Annotated in this window: 16 protein-coding genes; 9 read left to right on the top strand and 7 right to left on the bottom strand. The window is 72.2% G+C overall.

Translation table 11 applies throughout. The features are described from left to right. The first annotated feature begins 17 nt into the window (after window positions 1–17). The gene (locus CG747_RS40790; protein ID WP_257981060.1) at window positions 18–1136 is read left to right on the top strand and encodes an acetylserotonin O-methyltransferase; all 1119 of its coding nucleotides are present in this window, start codon (window positions 18–20) and stop codon (window positions 1134–1136) included. Window positions 1137–1274: 138 nt separating this feature from the next. Here the strand turns inward: CG747_RS40790 and CG747_RS40785 are convergent, their stop codons facing one another. Beyond that, window positions 1275–1829 carry a nuclear transport factor 2 family protein gene (locus tag CG747_RS40785; RefSeq protein WP_100606939.1) on the bottom strand — a complete coding sequence of 185 codons (555 nt, stop codon included), beginning with the start codon at window positions 1827–1829 and terminating at the stop codon, window positions 1275–1277. Window positions 1830–2034: 205 nt separating this feature from the next. Between CG747_RS40785 and CG747_RS40780 the strand changes: the two genes are divergently transcribed. After that, window positions 2035–2289: a hypothetical protein gene (locus tag CG747_RS40780; protein WP_100606938.1), complete on the top strand. Its 255-nt coding sequence runs from the start codon at window positions 2035–2037 to the stop codon at window positions 2287–2289. Window positions 2290–2339: 50 nt separating this feature from the next. Here the strand turns inward: CG747_RS40780 and CG747_RS40775 are convergent, their stop codons facing one another. Further along, window positions 2340–3581, bottom strand: a complete 1242-nt coding sequence (locus CG747_RS40775; protein WP_100606937.1) for an FAD-dependent oxidoreductase — start codon at window positions 3579–3581, stop codon at window positions 2340–2342. Window positions 3582–3792: 211 nt separating this feature from the next. Between CG747_RS40775 and CG747_RS40770 the strand changes: the two genes are divergently transcribed. The 3 genes from CG747_RS40770 to CG747_RS40760 all read left to right on the top strand — a co-directional run bounded on the left by CG747_RS40770 (window position 3793) and on the right by CG747_RS40760 (window position 6953). Beyond that, window positions 3793–4386 carry a TetR/AcrR family transcriptional regulator gene (locus CG747_RS40770; protein ID WP_100606936.1) on the top strand — a complete coding sequence of 198 codons (594 nt, stop codon included), beginning with the start codon at window positions 3793–3795 and terminating at the stop codon, window positions 4384–4386. Next, window positions 4383–5219, top strand: a complete 837-nt coding sequence (locus tag CG747_RS40765; RefSeq protein WP_100606935.1) for an alpha/beta fold hydrolase — start codon at window positions 4383–4385, stop codon at window positions 5217–5219. The genes CG747_RS40770 and CG747_RS40765 overlap by 4 nt, the downstream gene beginning before the upstream one ends. A gap of 213 nt (window positions 5220–5432) precedes the next feature. Next, window positions 5433–6953: a cellulase family glycosylhydrolase gene (locus tag CG747_RS40760; RefSeq protein WP_100606934.1), complete on the top strand. Its 1521-nt coding sequence runs from the start codon at window positions 5433–5435 to the stop codon at window positions 6951–6953. A gap of 75 nt (window positions 6954–7028) precedes the next feature. On the opposite strand, the gene CG747_RS40755 is transcribed toward CG747_RS40760, so the two are convergent. Further along, the gene (locus CG747_RS40755; protein ID WP_100606933.1) at window positions 7029–7418 is read right to left on the bottom strand and encodes a helix-turn-helix domain-containing protein; all 390 of its coding nucleotides are present in this window, start codon (window positions 7416–7418) and stop codon (window positions 7029–7031) included. A 114-nt stretch (window positions 7419–7532) separates the two neighbouring features. On the opposite strand from CG747_RS40755, the gene CG747_RS40750 reads away from it, so the two are divergent. Both CG747_RS40750 and CG747_RS40745 read left to right on the top strand, forming a co-directional pair. Further along, a complete protein-coding gene (locus CG747_RS40750; protein ID WP_100606932.1) occupies window positions 7533–8468 on the top strand; it encodes an NADP-dependent oxidoreductase in 936 nt (311 codons plus the stop codon). A 640-nt stretch (window positions 8469–9108) separates the two neighbouring features. Further along, entirely contained in the window at window positions 9109–9459 is a 351-nt protein-coding gene (locus CG747_RS40745) for a hypothetical protein (RefSeq protein WP_100606931.1), read from the top strand. A gap of 28 nt (window positions 9460–9487) precedes the next feature. Here the strand turns inward: CG747_RS40745 and CG747_RS40740 are convergent, their stop codons facing one another. Next, a complete protein-coding gene (locus CG747_RS40740) occupies window positions 9488–9835 on the bottom strand; it encodes a DUF1330 domain-containing protein (RefSeq protein ID WP_100606930.1) in 348 nt (115 codons plus the stop codon). Window positions 9836–9988: 153 nt separating this feature from the next. On the opposite strand from CG747_RS40740, the gene CG747_RS40735 reads away from it, so the two are divergent. Further along, complete coding sequence (locus CG747_RS40735) at window positions 9989–10888, top strand: aminoglycoside phosphotransferase family protein (RefSeq protein ID WP_219621615.1); 900 nt, start codon at window positions 9989–9991, stop codon at window positions 10886–10888. A 152-nt stretch (window positions 10889–11040) separates the two neighbouring features. On the opposite strand, the gene CG747_RS40730 is transcribed toward CG747_RS40735, so the two are convergent. Beyond that, window positions 11041–11907, bottom strand: coding sequence for an alpha/beta fold hydrolase (locus CG747_RS40730; RefSeq protein WP_180985933.1), 867 nt, complete (start codon window positions 11905–11907; stop codon window positions 11041–11043). A gap of 64 nt (window positions 11908–11971) precedes the next feature. Here CG747_RS40730 and CG747_RS40725 point away from each other — a divergent pair, with 64 nt between their 5' ends. After that, on the top strand, window positions 11972–12535 hold the full coding sequence (locus CG747_RS40725; protein ID WP_100606928.1) for a helix-turn-helix domain-containing protein: 564 nt from the start codon (window positions 11972–11974) through the stop codon (window positions 12533–12535). A gap of 17 nt (window positions 12536–12552) precedes the next feature. On the opposite strand, the gene CG747_RS40720 is transcribed toward CG747_RS40725, so the two are convergent. Together CG747_RS40720 and CG747_RS40715 are read right to left on the bottom strand one after the other, a co-directional pair. After that, window positions 12553–13734 (bottom strand): GDSL-type esterase/lipase family protein, encoded by a 1182-nt coding sequence (locus tag CG747_RS40720; RefSeq protein ID WP_100606927.1) that lies wholly within the window; start codon window positions 13732–13734, stop codon window positions 12553–12555. A gap of 89 nt (window positions 13735–13823) precedes the next feature. Then, window positions 13824–14396: a TetR/AcrR family transcriptional regulator gene (locus CG747_RS40715; protein WP_100606926.1), complete on the bottom strand. Its 573-nt coding sequence runs from the start codon at window positions 14394–14396 to the stop codon at window positions 13824–13826. Between the last annotated feature and the right edge of the window lie 92 nt (window positions 14397–14488).

Here is a 14488-nt window from a genome sequence, read left to right as displayed (position 1 = left end):
TCGACGAGGAGGACTGCGTGCGGCAGAACGAGGGCAACAGCCATGGCGCGGACGGACGTACCGCGGCGTTAGGCGAGAAGGCCGGCCAAGGCATCACAGGCGGCACCGGGACCGACACCGCCGATCCCGACGCCCGCTCCCGCCGCTCCGCCGCCTTCCTCATCGACGAGGCCCTCGGCTTCCTCTTCCCGGCCGCCCTTCGCGCGGCAGCCGACGTGGGAGTGGCCGACCACCTCGCCGACGGCCCCCGTTCCCCCGCCGACCTCGCCACCGCGACCGGCACCGACGCCCGCAACCTCTACCGGGTGCTGCGCCTCCTGGCCACCCGGGGCGTGGTGACGGAGGACGAGCAGGGCCGGTTCGGGCTGACCGAGGCCGGACAGGCGCTCCGCAGCGACGCCCCGTACTCCGCCCGCGCCGCCGTCCTGATGCTCACCGACCGCACCATGTGGCTGCCCGGCAACGAGATGAGCCGCTGTCTGACCGGGGAGACCTCGGCCTTCGAGGGCATCTTCGGCATGCCGTTCTTCGACCACTTCGCCCAGGACGAGCGGACCGCCGCCGTCTTCCACGTCGGCATGGCCGCGATGTCCGACACCGAGAATGCCCCCCTCGCGGCCGCCTACGACTTCCCCGCCGTCGGCACCGTCGTCGACGTCGGCGGCGGCCACGGCGGCCTGCTCCTGGAGGTGCTGCGCCGCCACCCGGGACTGCACGGCGTCCTCTACGACCAGCCGCACGTGCTGGCCGGGCACCGCCTGGACTCCGAGCAGGCGGTCACCGGGCGGTGGACGCTGGCGGACGGCGACTTCTTCACCGCCGTGCCCCCCGGCGACGTCTACCTGATCAAGCGGATCCTGCACGACTGGGACGACGAGCGCAGTGCGGTCATCCTCGACAACTGCCGTCGGGCGCTGCGGCCCGGCGGCCGGATCCTGGTCCTGGATGCGGTGGTGCCGCCGGGCAACGCACCCCATCAGTCCAAGGCGCTGGACCTGATGATGATGGCGTCACTCGTCGGCCGCGAACGCACCGAGGCGGACTTCACCGCGCTCTTCGAGGCGACGGGACTGCGCCTGTCCCGCGTGGTGCCCACCGACACGGTGCTCTCCGTGGTGGAGGCGGTAGCTGCCTGACCGGCAGCGCGCAGCCCCTCCGCGGACGGCATCGGGCCCGTCCGCGCCCGCCGATGCGCGAGCGAGCCTCGGGGCCGACCCGGGGCTCGCGTCACCACCGCCCCTCCCCCGTCGTCAACTCGACGTCGTGGGGCGTTGTCATGCGGCCTGCGCCCCCACCCTGCGCAGTGTCTCCTCGGCCTTCGGCGTCAGGACGAGCGGGCCCTGTCCGCTCGTCCACACCGCACGGATGTCCAGGCTCCGGAAGCGCCAGCCGTCGGCGGTCCGGACGACCTCGCCGGTGAAGGTGCCGCCGACATCGAAGTGGCCCCCTGGTTCCGCACCGCGGGCGGCCTGCGTCGAGGCCAGGTGGACATGGGTCATCAGTGCGTTCCACCGGACGGTGGCCCGGTCGCCGTCGAGGCCGATGAGGTAGTTGGAGCCCAGGTGCAGGGTCCGCTCGAACTTCGCCATGGTCGCGCGTTCGGATTCGGGCAGCCCGGCGATGCCGCGGTGCCGCCCCACCGGCGAGGTGATCACGACGTCCTCGGTGAACAGGCCACGGGCCCAGTCGTCGTCGAAGCCGCCGCCACCGGGCAGCGTGTCGAGGCTCAGCAGGTAGCGGTCGATGAGACCGGTGATTTCGGCCCGGTCCACCAGGACGGCGATCTGGTGCTGAAGGGCCGAGGCATCGGTGGTGGTGACAGTGGTCATGGCGGCGCGCTCCGTCGGTCCGGTCAACGGTCGCCCGGTCGGCGGCCGTTGACCCGAACATAAAACCTCAACCAAACTTCAGGTCAAACGGTGAGACGTCGGGTCCCACGGTGCACTTGCCCGCGAGGGAGGCGAGCGCCTGGTGGCCGCTCCGAAGCGTCGGTGCGCAGGGGGGGGTACTTTTCCTTCCGTCAGGAGGAAATCCATGGGGAACGGATGGGGGTTGCGCAGGATGTTCTCGCGCAAGGCAGGGAGCAAAGCAGGGAGCCCGGACGGTCGCCTCGGGTTCTCCCTGGTGCGGCGCGGCTACGACCGTGAGCAGGTCGAGGCGTACGTCGAGCGGTCGTCCCCGGCGGGGCCGCCGGCCGAGCCGCCGGCGTTCGACGTGGCCCGGCGGGGATACGACCGACAGGAAGTCGACGCGTATATCGAGGAGTTGCGGGCGCGCAGGAGGCCCTGACCTGCCGCCCGCGAGGCCGCGCCCACTCCTTTCGAGGCCCCGCGGAGCCGTCAGTAGTCGGGCAGGTCGAAGGCCAGGGCGGCGCGGAAGGCCGCCGTGGCCTGGGGGGCCGGCGCGTCGAAGCCCGCCGCGCCTTCCGGATGGGAGTGCGAGCCGCCCTCTGCGCCCGGGGCTGCCGCGCTGTCGGCCACCAGGTTCTCCCCCAGGGCGAGCAGCGCCTGGTTGGCGCTCACGTGGCCGCGCAGCTGCTCCTCGTAGGCGGTGAGGGCGGCCCGGTGATCGCCGCCTGCCGCGTGCAGTTCCCCGGCGAGCACGTAGGCCGCGGTTAGCGCCACGCTGCTGCCCTGCCCGGTGAGCGGCGAGCAGCAGTACCCGGCGTCGCCGAGCAGTGCGACGCGGCCGCGCGACCAGCGGTCCATGCGGATCTGCGCGACCACGTCGTAGTGGAAGGCGTCCGATTCCCACATGGCCTTGAGGAAGCGCGGCACCTCCCAACCCAGCCCGGCGCAGCGCTCCGCCACCAGCCGCTTCTGCGCCGCGGTGTCGCGTGGCAGCAGCAGTTCGGTCGGCTCGTCGGAGGTGAAACCGATGAAGACCCGCAACTCGGCATTGTTCCGCTCGGTCATGGCCATGCAGCCCCACACGCCGTCGGCATGGGGCCGGTGGAAGACCTCCCAGCGGTCGAGTCCGAGGTGGTTGGGGGCAGTCCATGCGGCGATGTAGGTACCGATCGAGTGCAGGTAGTCGGCCTCGGGGCCGAAGACGAGACGGCGGGTGGCCGAGTGCAGGCCGTCGGCGCCCACGACGAGGTCGAAGCACCGCTCGGCGCCGCTGCGGAAGCGGACCTGGACGCCGTCCTCGTGCTGGACGAGGCTGTTCATCGAGTCGCCGAACAGGTACTCGACGCCGGGCCCGGCGGCCCGTGCCAGCAGGGCGCACAGGTCATCGCGGAGGATCTCCACGTCGGAGCTGTCGATGAACCCGCCGCTGACCGTCCGTTCGTCGGTACGGCTCAGCTCGCGGCCGTCCGCATCGACGTGCGACATGCCCCGCAGTCCGGTCCGCTGTGCCTGGACGGCCGCCAGGAGCCCCATTCGTTCGATGACTTGGAGGGCGCTGCCGCGCACGTCCACCGCCTGTCCGCCGGCCCGGGGCTCCGGGGCGCGCTCGACGACCGTGACGCGGAAGCCGTAGCGCTGCAGCCAGTAGGCAAGGGCGGTACCGGCAATGCCCGCGCCGGAAATCAAGACCGAGGTGGCACGCGAGTGGTGCGCTCGGATGGTGTTCGTCATGGTGGACCTCTCGGGATCGGTGCCGTCCGGCCATCGTTGACGGCGCCGCCGACAAGGCACCGACATCGTTCCGACACGGCGCCGACACGGCCGCACCGCCGGCCGACACCCCCCGGCCCGCAACAGCCACTCCGCACGCAAGCACTACCCGGTTGCCATTCCTAGGACCCCTAGGATAAAACTAGGACCCCTAGGAACGTAAGGAGGGCACATGGTGCGGGCCGGACTGACGGCGGAGCGGGTGACGATCGCGGGCGCCGAGTTGGCGGACGAGGTCGGGCTCGACCGCGTGACCATGTCCCAGGTGGCGCGGCGGCTGGGCGTGAAGGACGCGAGTCTCTACACGCACGTCCGCAACCTGGAGGATCTGCGCGGGCGGATCGCGCTGCTGGCGGCGGACGAGAAGACCATCCGCATCGCGGAGGCGACCGCCGGGCGGGCGGGCAAGGACGCACTGGTGGCGTTCGCGAACGCCTGGCGGGAGTACGCCCGCGAACATCCGGGCCGCTACGCGGCGACGCAGACCCCGATCCAGATCGACCCCGAGCTGGCCGCGCAGGCGCACGGACCGCGGCGCGCGGTCGAGTTGAGCTACGGCATGCTCCGCGGCTACGGACTGGCCGAGCCCGACCTGACCGACGCGGTCCGGTTGCTGCGCAGCACCTTCCACGGGTTCGTCGCCCTGGAGTCCGCGGGCGGGTTCGCGCACGCGCGCCCTTCGCAGCGCTCCTGGGTCCGCACCCTCGACGCCCTGCACACCCTCCTGGAGCACTGGCCTCCGTCCGGAGAAGGAGAATACTCATGACCGACCCGACCATCGGCAGCCTGCGCGTCGACGGCGCGACCCTGCACTACGAAGTACGCGGCCGGGGACCGCTCTTGCTGCTGATCCCCGGAGGGTCCGGCGGCGCGGCCGCCTTCGACGGAATCGCCGACGAGCTGGCCGCCGCGTACACCGTCGCCACCTACGACCCGCGCGGCATGTCCCGCAGCACGTTGGACGACCCCGAGGCCGAGCAGCACGTGGCCGAGCACGCCGATGACGCGTTCCGCATGCTGGAACTGCTGTCGCCCGGTGCGCCCGCCCGGGTGTTCGGGGCCAGTTCGGGCGCGATAGCCGCCGTGCACCTGCTCACCACCCATCCCGAACGCGTCGAACGCGTCGTGGCGCATGAGCCCCCGATGGTCGAGGTCCTCCCGGACGCCGCCGAACACCGGGCGCTCCTCGCGCGGGTGCGGGAGACGTTCCGTACCCAGGGGCTCATGCCGGCGATGGCCGTCCTCGCCGAGGGGCTGAAGAAGGAGGGCGACACCACCGAGCCGAAGGCCGAGGTCGAGCTGCCGCCGCAAGCGGCGGCGCGGGCCGAGCAGACGATGGCCAACATCCCGTACTTCGTCGGGCGCATCGTCCCCGCCTTCATGGCGTACGCCCCGGACATCCACCGACTGGAGGCGCTGTCGGACCGACTCGTGCTCGCCTGCGGTCAGGACTCACGCGGCGAACTGTCCTACCGTCCGGCCGCCTTCCTGGCGGAGCGCCTCGGCAAGGAACTCCGCCACTTCCCCGGCGGGCACATCGGACTGACCACACACCCCGCCGAGTTCGGCGCGCAACTCGACCAGGTCTTCCGCGCCTAAGGCGTGTCCGTCCGGCCGAGGTGGCGGCCCGTCGCGGGTTCACCATCGGGCTCCCAGGACCTTCCCGCGGGTCCTGGGAGTCTCCGGCTCTCCCACCGGAGTACCCCCGTCACACCTCTTCCCTCCGCGTCCCGCGTGCCGCAGAATCCGGGCGGCGGGCGCCGCCCCCGCTGATCTGACCGTGCGTCAAATCTGTGCCAACGGGAGGCCGTCATGCGTCTGCGCCGCGCCGTCATGGCCCTTGCCCTCGGGCTGGCGTCACTCTGTGCCGTCACGGCCGCCGGCCCTGCCGCGGGGCCGCCCACGGACGCACGGACGGTCGCCTGGTCCGCGCCCTCGGCCGCACGGGACGGGCAGGCGACCGCCTCCTGGGCCGTCCCCACCGGCACCGTCACCTCACCCGACGGCCGTACATTCTTCACCGACCGGGACGGCCGGGTCCTCCGCCCCCGCGGGCTCAACCTCGGCAAGACCGACACGGTCACCGAGGAGCACCTCGCCCAGTTGGCCGGCGACGGTTTCACCCTCGTGCGGCTCAACATCCAGTGGGAGAAGGTCGAACCACACCGCGGCCGCTACGACACCGGCTACCTGCGCTACCTCGACCGGGTACTGGGCTGGGCCGACCGCTACCGGGTACTGGTCCTCATCGACTGGCACCAGGACGTCTTCGGCCCGGCATTCGGCCACAACGGCATCCCCGCCTGGGCCACCCGCACCGACGGGCTGCCCTTCGAGCCCAACCCCGACGACTGGTTCGCGGACTACTTCCAGCCCGCCGTCCAGGCCGCCTTCACCCACCTCTACGACGACCCCGACCTGCGCGCCGCCCAGCGTGCCGCCTACGCCAAGGTCGCGGCCACACTGCGCGGACACCGCTCGCTGCTGGGCTACGACCTGTTCAACGAGCCCTTCGGGCCGGTCCCCGGGAATCCGACCGACCCCGACGACCAGATCCGCGCCTCCGCCGCCCTGGAGCGCGGCCGGTTGGCGGCCATGTACCGGCGGTTGATCGGCGCCGTCCGCTCAGCCGACCCCGACGCGTGGCTCTTCGTCGAACCCACCGTCCTGGTCGGCCAGGGCGTCCCCACCAGCCTGCCCGGCTTCCACGACCCGCGCCCCGGCACGGCGCGGTTGGGCTACGCCCCGCACTACTACGACACCGCGGTCGAATCGGGCGCCGACTGGGACCCCTCGGGTCGTTTCATCGAGCAGTACGAAGCCGCCATCGGCCGCTACCCGACCACCCATCGGCTCCCGGTACTGGTCGGCGAATGGGGCCCACCGCAGGCCCGCACACCCGGGAACGCCGACCTGATACGGCGTCAAGTCACCTCCATGGACGGCTTCTCCGCAGGCTGGGCGATGTGGTACGACTGCCGCGCCGACAACGGCGGCGGCTACTGCGCCTACGACCGCGACGGCCGCCCCGCCCCCGGGAAGGAACCCGCCTTCGCCCCGTACGCCCCCGCGGTGGCAGGGATCCCCGGCGCCGAGTCCTACGCTCCGGCCACCCGGACCTACACCCTCACCTTGACCGCCGACCGCACCACACGGCGCGCCTGGACGCTCCTGTCCCTACCGGCCACGGCCTTCCCCCATGGGGCACGGGTGACCGTCGACGGGGCCGGTCCGGCCGTCGTGGTGGGCGCGGACGGGTCCGGCCAGGCGAAGGTGCGGCTGCCCGCGGCGCGGCCGGGCACCAAGGTACGGATAACCGCCTCCGCCAGCTGATTGCCCGTCATCGAGCTGCCCAATGACGGTTTGTTGGGGAGTTCTCCTCGCGGGGTTCGGCAGGCAGCGGCGCGATCAGGCCGTTGCGGTCTGGGAGTCGTAGTGGGTGCGGGCCGCCAGCACCTCGTCCATGTTGTCCTCCGCCCAGTTCTTGATCGCCTGCATCACGGGGAGCAGCCCTTTCCCGAGCGGCGTGAGCGCGTAGTCGACGCGGACGGGCACGGCGGGGGTGACGGTGCGTTCGACGAGACCGTCGCGTTCGAGGGTCCTGAGGGTCTGGGTCAGCATCTTCTGGCTGATGCTGACCAGTTGGCGGGACAGGTCGCTGTAGCGCTGCGGGCCGTCGGCGAGTGCGTTGACGAGCAGGCTGACCCACTTGTTGCTGATCCGGTCGAGCAACTGCCGGGCCGGGCACTCGGCGAGGTACGCGTCGTAGGCGGCGCGGGCGTCAGGGTTCGGTGCCATGGCTCTCCTTCAGGTGCGGTACGCACTGTGAAGTACGCACTTCCCTATAGAGAGTAGCTCTCCATAGGGTCGTCGCAGTGCCCGAACTCGTGGGCGAAGGTGAGGAGTCCGACCATGCGTGCAGTCGTCGTGAGGTCCTTCGGCGGGCCGGGGGCCCTGGAGGTCGTCGAGGTGCCGGTGCCCCCGACCGGCGTGGGCCAGGTCCGGATCCGGGTCGAGGCCGCCGCCGTCAATCCCGTGGACGTCGCCACGCGTTCCGGGCTGCTCGCCACGGCGGGGCTGATGGCGCCGCGCGAGATCACCGGCATCGGATGGGACGTCGCCGGCCGCGTGGCCGAGGTGGGCGGGGGCGTCACGGAGTTCGCCCCCGGCGACCGGGTGATAGGTCTGCGGGACAGGCTGGACGTGTCGCTGGGCACCTACGCCGAGTTCGTCGTCCTCGATGCCGACGCCGTGGCGCCCGCGCCCACCGGGGTCTCCGCCGTCGAGGCGGCCACTCTGCCGTTGAACGGACTGACCGCGCTGCAGGCTCTGGACCTGCTGGGACTGCAATCGGGGGCCACATTGCTGGTGACTGGCGCGGCGGGCGCGGTCGGTGGCTTCGCGGTGGAGCTGGCCGCGCTGCGTGGACTGCGTGTGGTGGCCGCGGCCGGGACCGAGGACGAGCCCTTCGTCCGGGCGGCCGGAGCGGAGTGGTTCGTGCCGCGCTCGACCGATCTCGCCGAAGGCGTCCGTGCCGTCGTCCCCTCCGGCGTGGACGGTGCCGTCGACGCAGCGCTGCTCGGGGTCCGGGCGTTGGCCGCGGTGCGCAACCGGGGGTCCTTCGTCTCCGTCCGGGACGGTGTCGCACCCGTGCCGTTGCGCGGCATCACCGTCAAGGAGCAGTGGGTCGCCGCGCACGGCCCGGCGCTCGCGGGGCTGTCCTCCCTGGCCGAACGCGGGCTGCTGTCCTTGCGCGTCGCCGACGCGCTGCCGCTGGATCGCGCCGCGGAGGCGCACGAGCGACTGGCCGAAGGCGGTCTGCGGGGGCGGCTCGTCCTGACTCCGTGACGTCGCCGGACAGACGGAGAGCGGGCCGACGTCATGGGGACCCGCCGCCTGCAAAGTCCAGCTACGGAGCCCGAGTTCGGAGTCTGCGTTCGGACCGCGCGTCCGGAGTCTGCGTCGGAGCCCGCGTCCGGCGCCCACCCCTCAGCCGATCCAAAATAACTAGACCGGTCGTCATAGTTGGGATAGAGCTCGCCCTGCTCACGTCATCGCAACGCGCCCGCTGGGCAAGGAACTTGAGCGCCCGTCCCGTGCTTCGCCCGTGCTCCGCCAGACACCGTCCGACGAGGTGGCGGCGCACCCTGACCGACTCCCGCCATCCACCCCCTGTTCCCACTCCTGCGCGGGGACCTCGTAGCCTGCTGTACCGAACGCCGAACCGCACGTCGCCGGTGTGCGACGGTCCAGCAGCACAGCAACCGGGGGAATCCGCATGTCCTCATACTCACCGCCACCCAACGGCCCCGCGCCCTACGGTCAGCCCGGCCCCGCCCCGTACGGTCCGCCGGCCGGACCGCCCGCCAACCACGGTGGCCCCGCTCCTCACAACCCGCCCCCGGGCGCCGCGTTCCCCTACGGCCAGCAGCCGGCATACGGTCCCGCCGGTCAACCGCAGTGGCCGGCGCAGCGGACCGGTGAACCCATGTTCACGCCGACCGGGCCGCCGCGGCGGCCGTGGCTGCGGCCGGTGATCGCCCTCGCCGTCGTGGCAACGCTCGGTACGGGCTTCTGGGTCCTGTCCGTCCTGACCGACGACGGCAAACCTCCGGAGAAGGTCGCCCGCGACGCGCGCATCGGGGACTGCCTGGAGAACCGCGGCACGCACAGCGAACCCGTGCTCTTCACCATCGAGTGCAAGGACGCCAAGGCCGACTACCAGATCGTCCTGCGGCCGGGCTCCCGAGGGACCTGCCCCGACCAGTACGACCAGTACGAGGAGCGCGGCGGCCGCCTCGGGGACACCACGCTCTGCCTCAACCCCATGCGGCACTGAGCCTGTTGCTCGGCGCCGCGACCGACGGCTACCCGGCAGGAAGGGCATCCCGCAGCGCGCTCGCCGTGGCCGTCGGGTCGTAGCCCTCGGAGACGCCGTCGACCAGGATGATGTCGCCCTCGATGTGCCGCGAGCGCAGCGGGGCGATCTCCTGGTACGCGGGTGAGTCCCACCAGGCCCGTGCCTGGTCGATCCCGGGGAAGCCGATCATCACGACGTGCCCGGGCCAACTGCCCTCCTTCACCTCGTGCTGGGTCGCGTGCACCAGGAAGCGGCCGCCGTACGGCTCGAAGGTGCCGGTGATGCGTTCGATGTACTCGGCGATCTCCGGGTGCGGGGCGGCCTCTTGGAGATGGCCTATGACGTAGGCGGACATGGTGTCCTTCCGGTGGATCGGGCTCGTGTGCCGGTGATCCTGGCACGCGGCCCCCCAGGGGTCGATGACCTGCGAGGTAAGCACGATCTGCGGGCTGCCGTCCCCGGAAAGGCGTTTGACACCGGCCGGCGGGCGGCGATCGGATGATGCGCCATGAGCACAGCGCAGATGCATCCGGGCATGTATCCCATCGACGACGGCCTGGTACGGCGGCTGGTCGCCGGGCGGTTCCCGCAGTGGGCGGAGCTGGCGGTGGAGCGGATCCCGTCCGGTGGCACGGTCAACGCCATGTACCGGTTGGGCGACCGCATGGTCGTACGACTGCCGTTGACCCGGGGCGGGGCCGAGGACGTCGTGCTGGAGCAGGAGTGGCTGCCCCGCCTCGCGCCCCGGCTGCCCGCGGCGATCCCCGAGGTGCTCGGGGCCGGGCAGCCGGCCGAGGGGTATCCGTCGCCGTGGTCGGTGTACGGATGGCTGGCCGGGGACGTTCCGCAGGCAGGGGCGCTGGACGAGCCGGTGCGACTGGCCGAGGACCTGGCCGCGTTCGTGGCGGCGATGCGGAACGTCACCCTGCCCGACGCGCCGGCGGCCCACCGAGGAGGGGCGTTGGCCTCGCTCGACGCGGCGACCCGGGCGGCGATCGAGGCCCTGCGCGGGATCCCCCAGGAGGGCGTGGACTGTGCGGCCGCGCTGGCCGTTTGGGAGGACGGACTGCGGGCCCCGGGGTGGGACGGCCCACCGGTGTGGCTGCATGCCGATCTGATGCCGGGCAATCTCCTGGTGGACGGCGGCCGGCTGGCGTCGGTGATCGACTTCGGGTGCGCGGGGGTGGGCGATCCGGCCTGCGATCTGTTCCCGGCGTGGAACCTGCTGCCGGACGGGGCCAGGCAGGTCTTCCGTACGGCGCTCGGTGTGGACGACGCGACCTGGGACCGGGGCCGGGCGCGAACGCTCTCCCAGGCGCTCATCGCGCTGCCGTACTACCGGCGGACGAACCCGGCGATGGCGGACAACGCCCGACACGTCATCCGGGCGGTACTGGGCGAGCGTTGACGCCTCCTGACACTCCGGCAGGCAGGTGCGCGGGGCGGGCGGTGGACCCGTGGCGACTTGGGACGACGCCCCGTGGTGACCCGCGAACGCCGCGGTCCCGTGGTCGTGGGACCAGCGCGGCGGCGCCCGACTGGATCGGCGGCGCGGGGCCGTCAGGCAGGCGGTGCGGACCGGCCCGGGACCCGGTCGAGGAGGTGCCCGACGCGGTCCGCGACGGTGTCCGGCCGTTCGGCCTGGAGCAGGTGGCCGGCGTCGACCTCTTCGAACCGTCCGTCCGGCAGCGTGTCGATCCAACGTCGCTGGTGCTCGGCGATGGCGGCGTGCTGCGCGGCCCGGCCCTTGGCGGGGCGGGATGCCGAGAGCAGGACCGTGGGGCAGGTGGGGAGCGCGGGCGGTTCGGCGCGGAGTCGCGGGATGGCCGCGGCGACGGCCCGCATCTCCTTCCGTGTCTGAGCGATGCCGTCGGGGACGAAGTCCTCGGCGAGCATGGTCGCGTAGGTGTCCGCGGGGAAGACCCGGCGGATGTTCCCGCTGGCCATCCGGGCCAGCGGGCGGAAGCGGACCAGCTGCTGCGTGACGCTCAGTGCGCGGTCCACCTTCGCCGCGGTCTGGTCGAACGTGTCGTAGACCGGCGCGCTCTCCGGGGTCGGATCGACCAGCAGCAGTCCGCGGAGCCGTGGTTGCAGGCTCTCCGCCGCGCGTCGGGCGACCAGCCCGCCCATGCTGTGGGCGACGAGTACGAACCGGTCGGGGACGACCGCCTCGACCATGGCGACCAGGTCCGCGGCCAGGTCGTCGATGTCCAGGCACGCCGCCGTCCGGCCGCTGCGGCCGAAGCCGGCCCGGTCGTAGGCGACCAGCCGTGCGCGGTCCGCCAGCAGCGGCAGCACCGCGTCCCAGCTGGTGCGTCCCAGTCCCTGGCCGGCTTCGAAGACCACCCAGTCCGGCCCCTCACCGGACTCCTCGACGTGCACGGTCCGGCCGTTCACCCGCACTGCCCGCCCCGTTTCCTGGCGCATGTTCCCCTCCGCAGCCTTACGTTTCCAATTTAGATAATGGTATCGCTCATGGAAAAGTAGAGCCATGGACATCACCGAACTGCTCCTCCACCCGGTGCGCCTGCGCGTGGTGCACGCGTTCTCCGGCGGCCGGGTGCTGACCACCACCCAGCTGTGCGCGCGCATGCCCGAGGTCCCGAAGGTGACCATGTACCGGCAGGTCGGACTGCTGGTCGAGGCGGACTTCCTGGAGGTCGCCGAGGAGCAGCGGGTGCGGGGGGCCGTCGAGCGGCACTACCGGCTGCGGCAGGACCGCCCCGTCGTCGACGCCGAGGCAGCCGCCGCGATGTCGCTGGACGACCATCGGCGGGGCTTCGTCGCCGCCATGGCCGTGCTGATCGCGGAGTTCAACGCGTACCTGGACCGCGACGGCGCCGACCCGGTCGCGGACGGGGTCTCCTACCGCCAGGGCACGTTCTGGCTCAGCCCGTCCGAACTCTCCGAGCTGAGCGGCGAGTTGCTCACGGTCCTCTGGCCGCGCCTCGCCAACCGGCCGACGGCGGACCGCGCACCGTACCTGCTCAGTCCGATCCTCTTCCCGGCCGAGGCCGGGGCCGAGCCGGACCACCCGACCGAGACACGGTCGTAGCCTCGGCGGGCCCGACCTCAGGCGCCGTGGGCGAAGGGACCGTTGGCGGTGAAGGCCAGCTCGGCGAAGCGTTCGCCCATGCGGCGGTGCGTGGCGGCGTCCGGATGGAGTTCGTCGGGCAGCGGCAGTTCGGCGGAGTCGGACCGGCCGTAGAGGTCGCGGCCGTCGAGGTAGTACAGGTGGGGGTCGTCGGCCGCGCGCTGCTGCACGATCCGGGCCAGTGCGTCCCGGATGCCGGTGAGGGTCAGCTTTCCGCTCGCGCGCTCCGCCGGATCGCCCGCGGCCCGGAAGCGCAGGCGTCCGGCGCTGAGGGCGGCGAAGTCCGGTGCGCTGGGGCCGGGGGTGTCCTCGTGGATGGGGCACAGGATGGGCGAGACGACCAGCAGCGGCGCGGTGGGATGGCCCTCGCGGATGGTGTCGAGGAAGCCGTGGACGGCGGGGGTGAAGGCGCGCAGGCGCATCAGGTCGGCGTTGACCACGTTGATGCCGATCTTGACGCTGATCAGGTCCGCGGGGGTGTCCCGCAGGGCGCGGGCGGTGAACGGGTCGAGCAGGGCACCGCCGCCGAAGCCCAGGTTGATCAGTTCCACACCGCCCAGGGAGGCCGCGAGTGCGGGCCAGATGGTGGTGGGGCCGGCCGCGTCCGTGCCATGGCTGATCGAACTGCCGTGGTGCAGCCACACTTTGCGCCCCTGGTCCGGCACGGGCTCGATCGGGGCGTCGGTGCGCAGGGCGAGGAGCTCGGTGGTCTCGCCGTACGGCAACCAGAGCTCGATGTCCTTGACGCCGTCGGGCAGGTCGGCGAAGCGGAGGGTTCCGCTCGGGCCGGACGCGTGCTGAGCGGTCCCCTTGGCCATGTCGATGGTCAGGGTGTTGCCGCCGGTCACGCTTGCCTGGCGGGCCAGGCGGCCGTCGACGAGCAGGTCGTAGAAGCCGTCGGGGCGGGGCGGGGCGCCGACGTAGACCCGCTTGGTGGGGAGCGTGTCCAGTTCGATGGCGGTGGCCCGGGTGCGGAAGACCAGCCGTACGCCGGAGGGTTGGGATTCGGCCATGGCGAGCTGCCCGTCGTCGCACTGGGCGCGGGCCCGGGAGGGCAGTCGGTGCGGGAGCAGTCCATGCTCGGTGCGCTCCCACTCCAGGGCGCCGCGCAGGATGTCGGCGGTCAGCGGGGTGGTGATCCAGTCATGCTTGGCGTTCATCGCCTCAACCTGTTCGTCGAAGTGCGGCGGGTGTGTTCGGGTGCGGCGGCACGGGGCAGTCGGCTCCGATGGGCGCGACGCTGTGGTGGTCAGGGCGTGGGCCAGTTCCGCAGCAGGGCGTCGAGGGCGTCCACGATGCGTGTCCACGTCTCCCCCGCGTCCGGGGCGCTGTGGCTGAACCCGCCGGCCAGCTCCAGGCTCACGTAGCCGTGGAAGACGCTGCCCAGCATCCGGACCGCGTGGGTCTGCTCCGGTTCCGGCAGGTCGTAGCCGCGCAGGATCGCCCGGGTCATCTGGGCGTGCCGGACGCCGGCGCTGGCGGCCGCCGTCTCCGGGGCGAGCCGGAACCGGGCCGCGGCGTAGCGGCCGGGGTGCTCCCGGGCGTAGTCGCGGTAGACGTTCGCGAAGGCGGCCAGGGCGTCCTTGCCGGCCCGGCCGGCCAGGGCGTCCGCGGCCCGGTCGGCGAGTTCCTCCAGGGCGAGGAGGGCGATCCGGGTCTTGAGGTCATGAGAGTTCTTCAGGTGCGAGTACAGGCTCGCAGCCTTGACGTCGAACCGCCTGGCCAGCTCGGAGACGGTCACCTGCTCGAAGCCGACCTCGTCGGCCAGCTCCGCTCCCGCCCGGGTCAGGCGTTCCGTGGTCAGTCCTACCCGCGCTGCCATGTCTTCCCCTTCGCTTGCCTGAAGTGATTATGCGCATGCCTAAAGCTGTTAGGCAAATGCCGAATGCTTTTACCTCTTACTTCTCGGCGCCC

The sequence above is a fragment of the Streptomyces sp. CB02959 genome, assembly GCF_002803155.1.
Taxonomy (GTDB): domain Bacteria; phylum Actinomycetota; class Actinomycetes; order Streptomycetales; family Streptomycetaceae; genus Streptomyces.
Note: the sequence above shows the minus strand (reverse complement) of the source record. Positions and strands in the feature narration are given on the sequence as shown.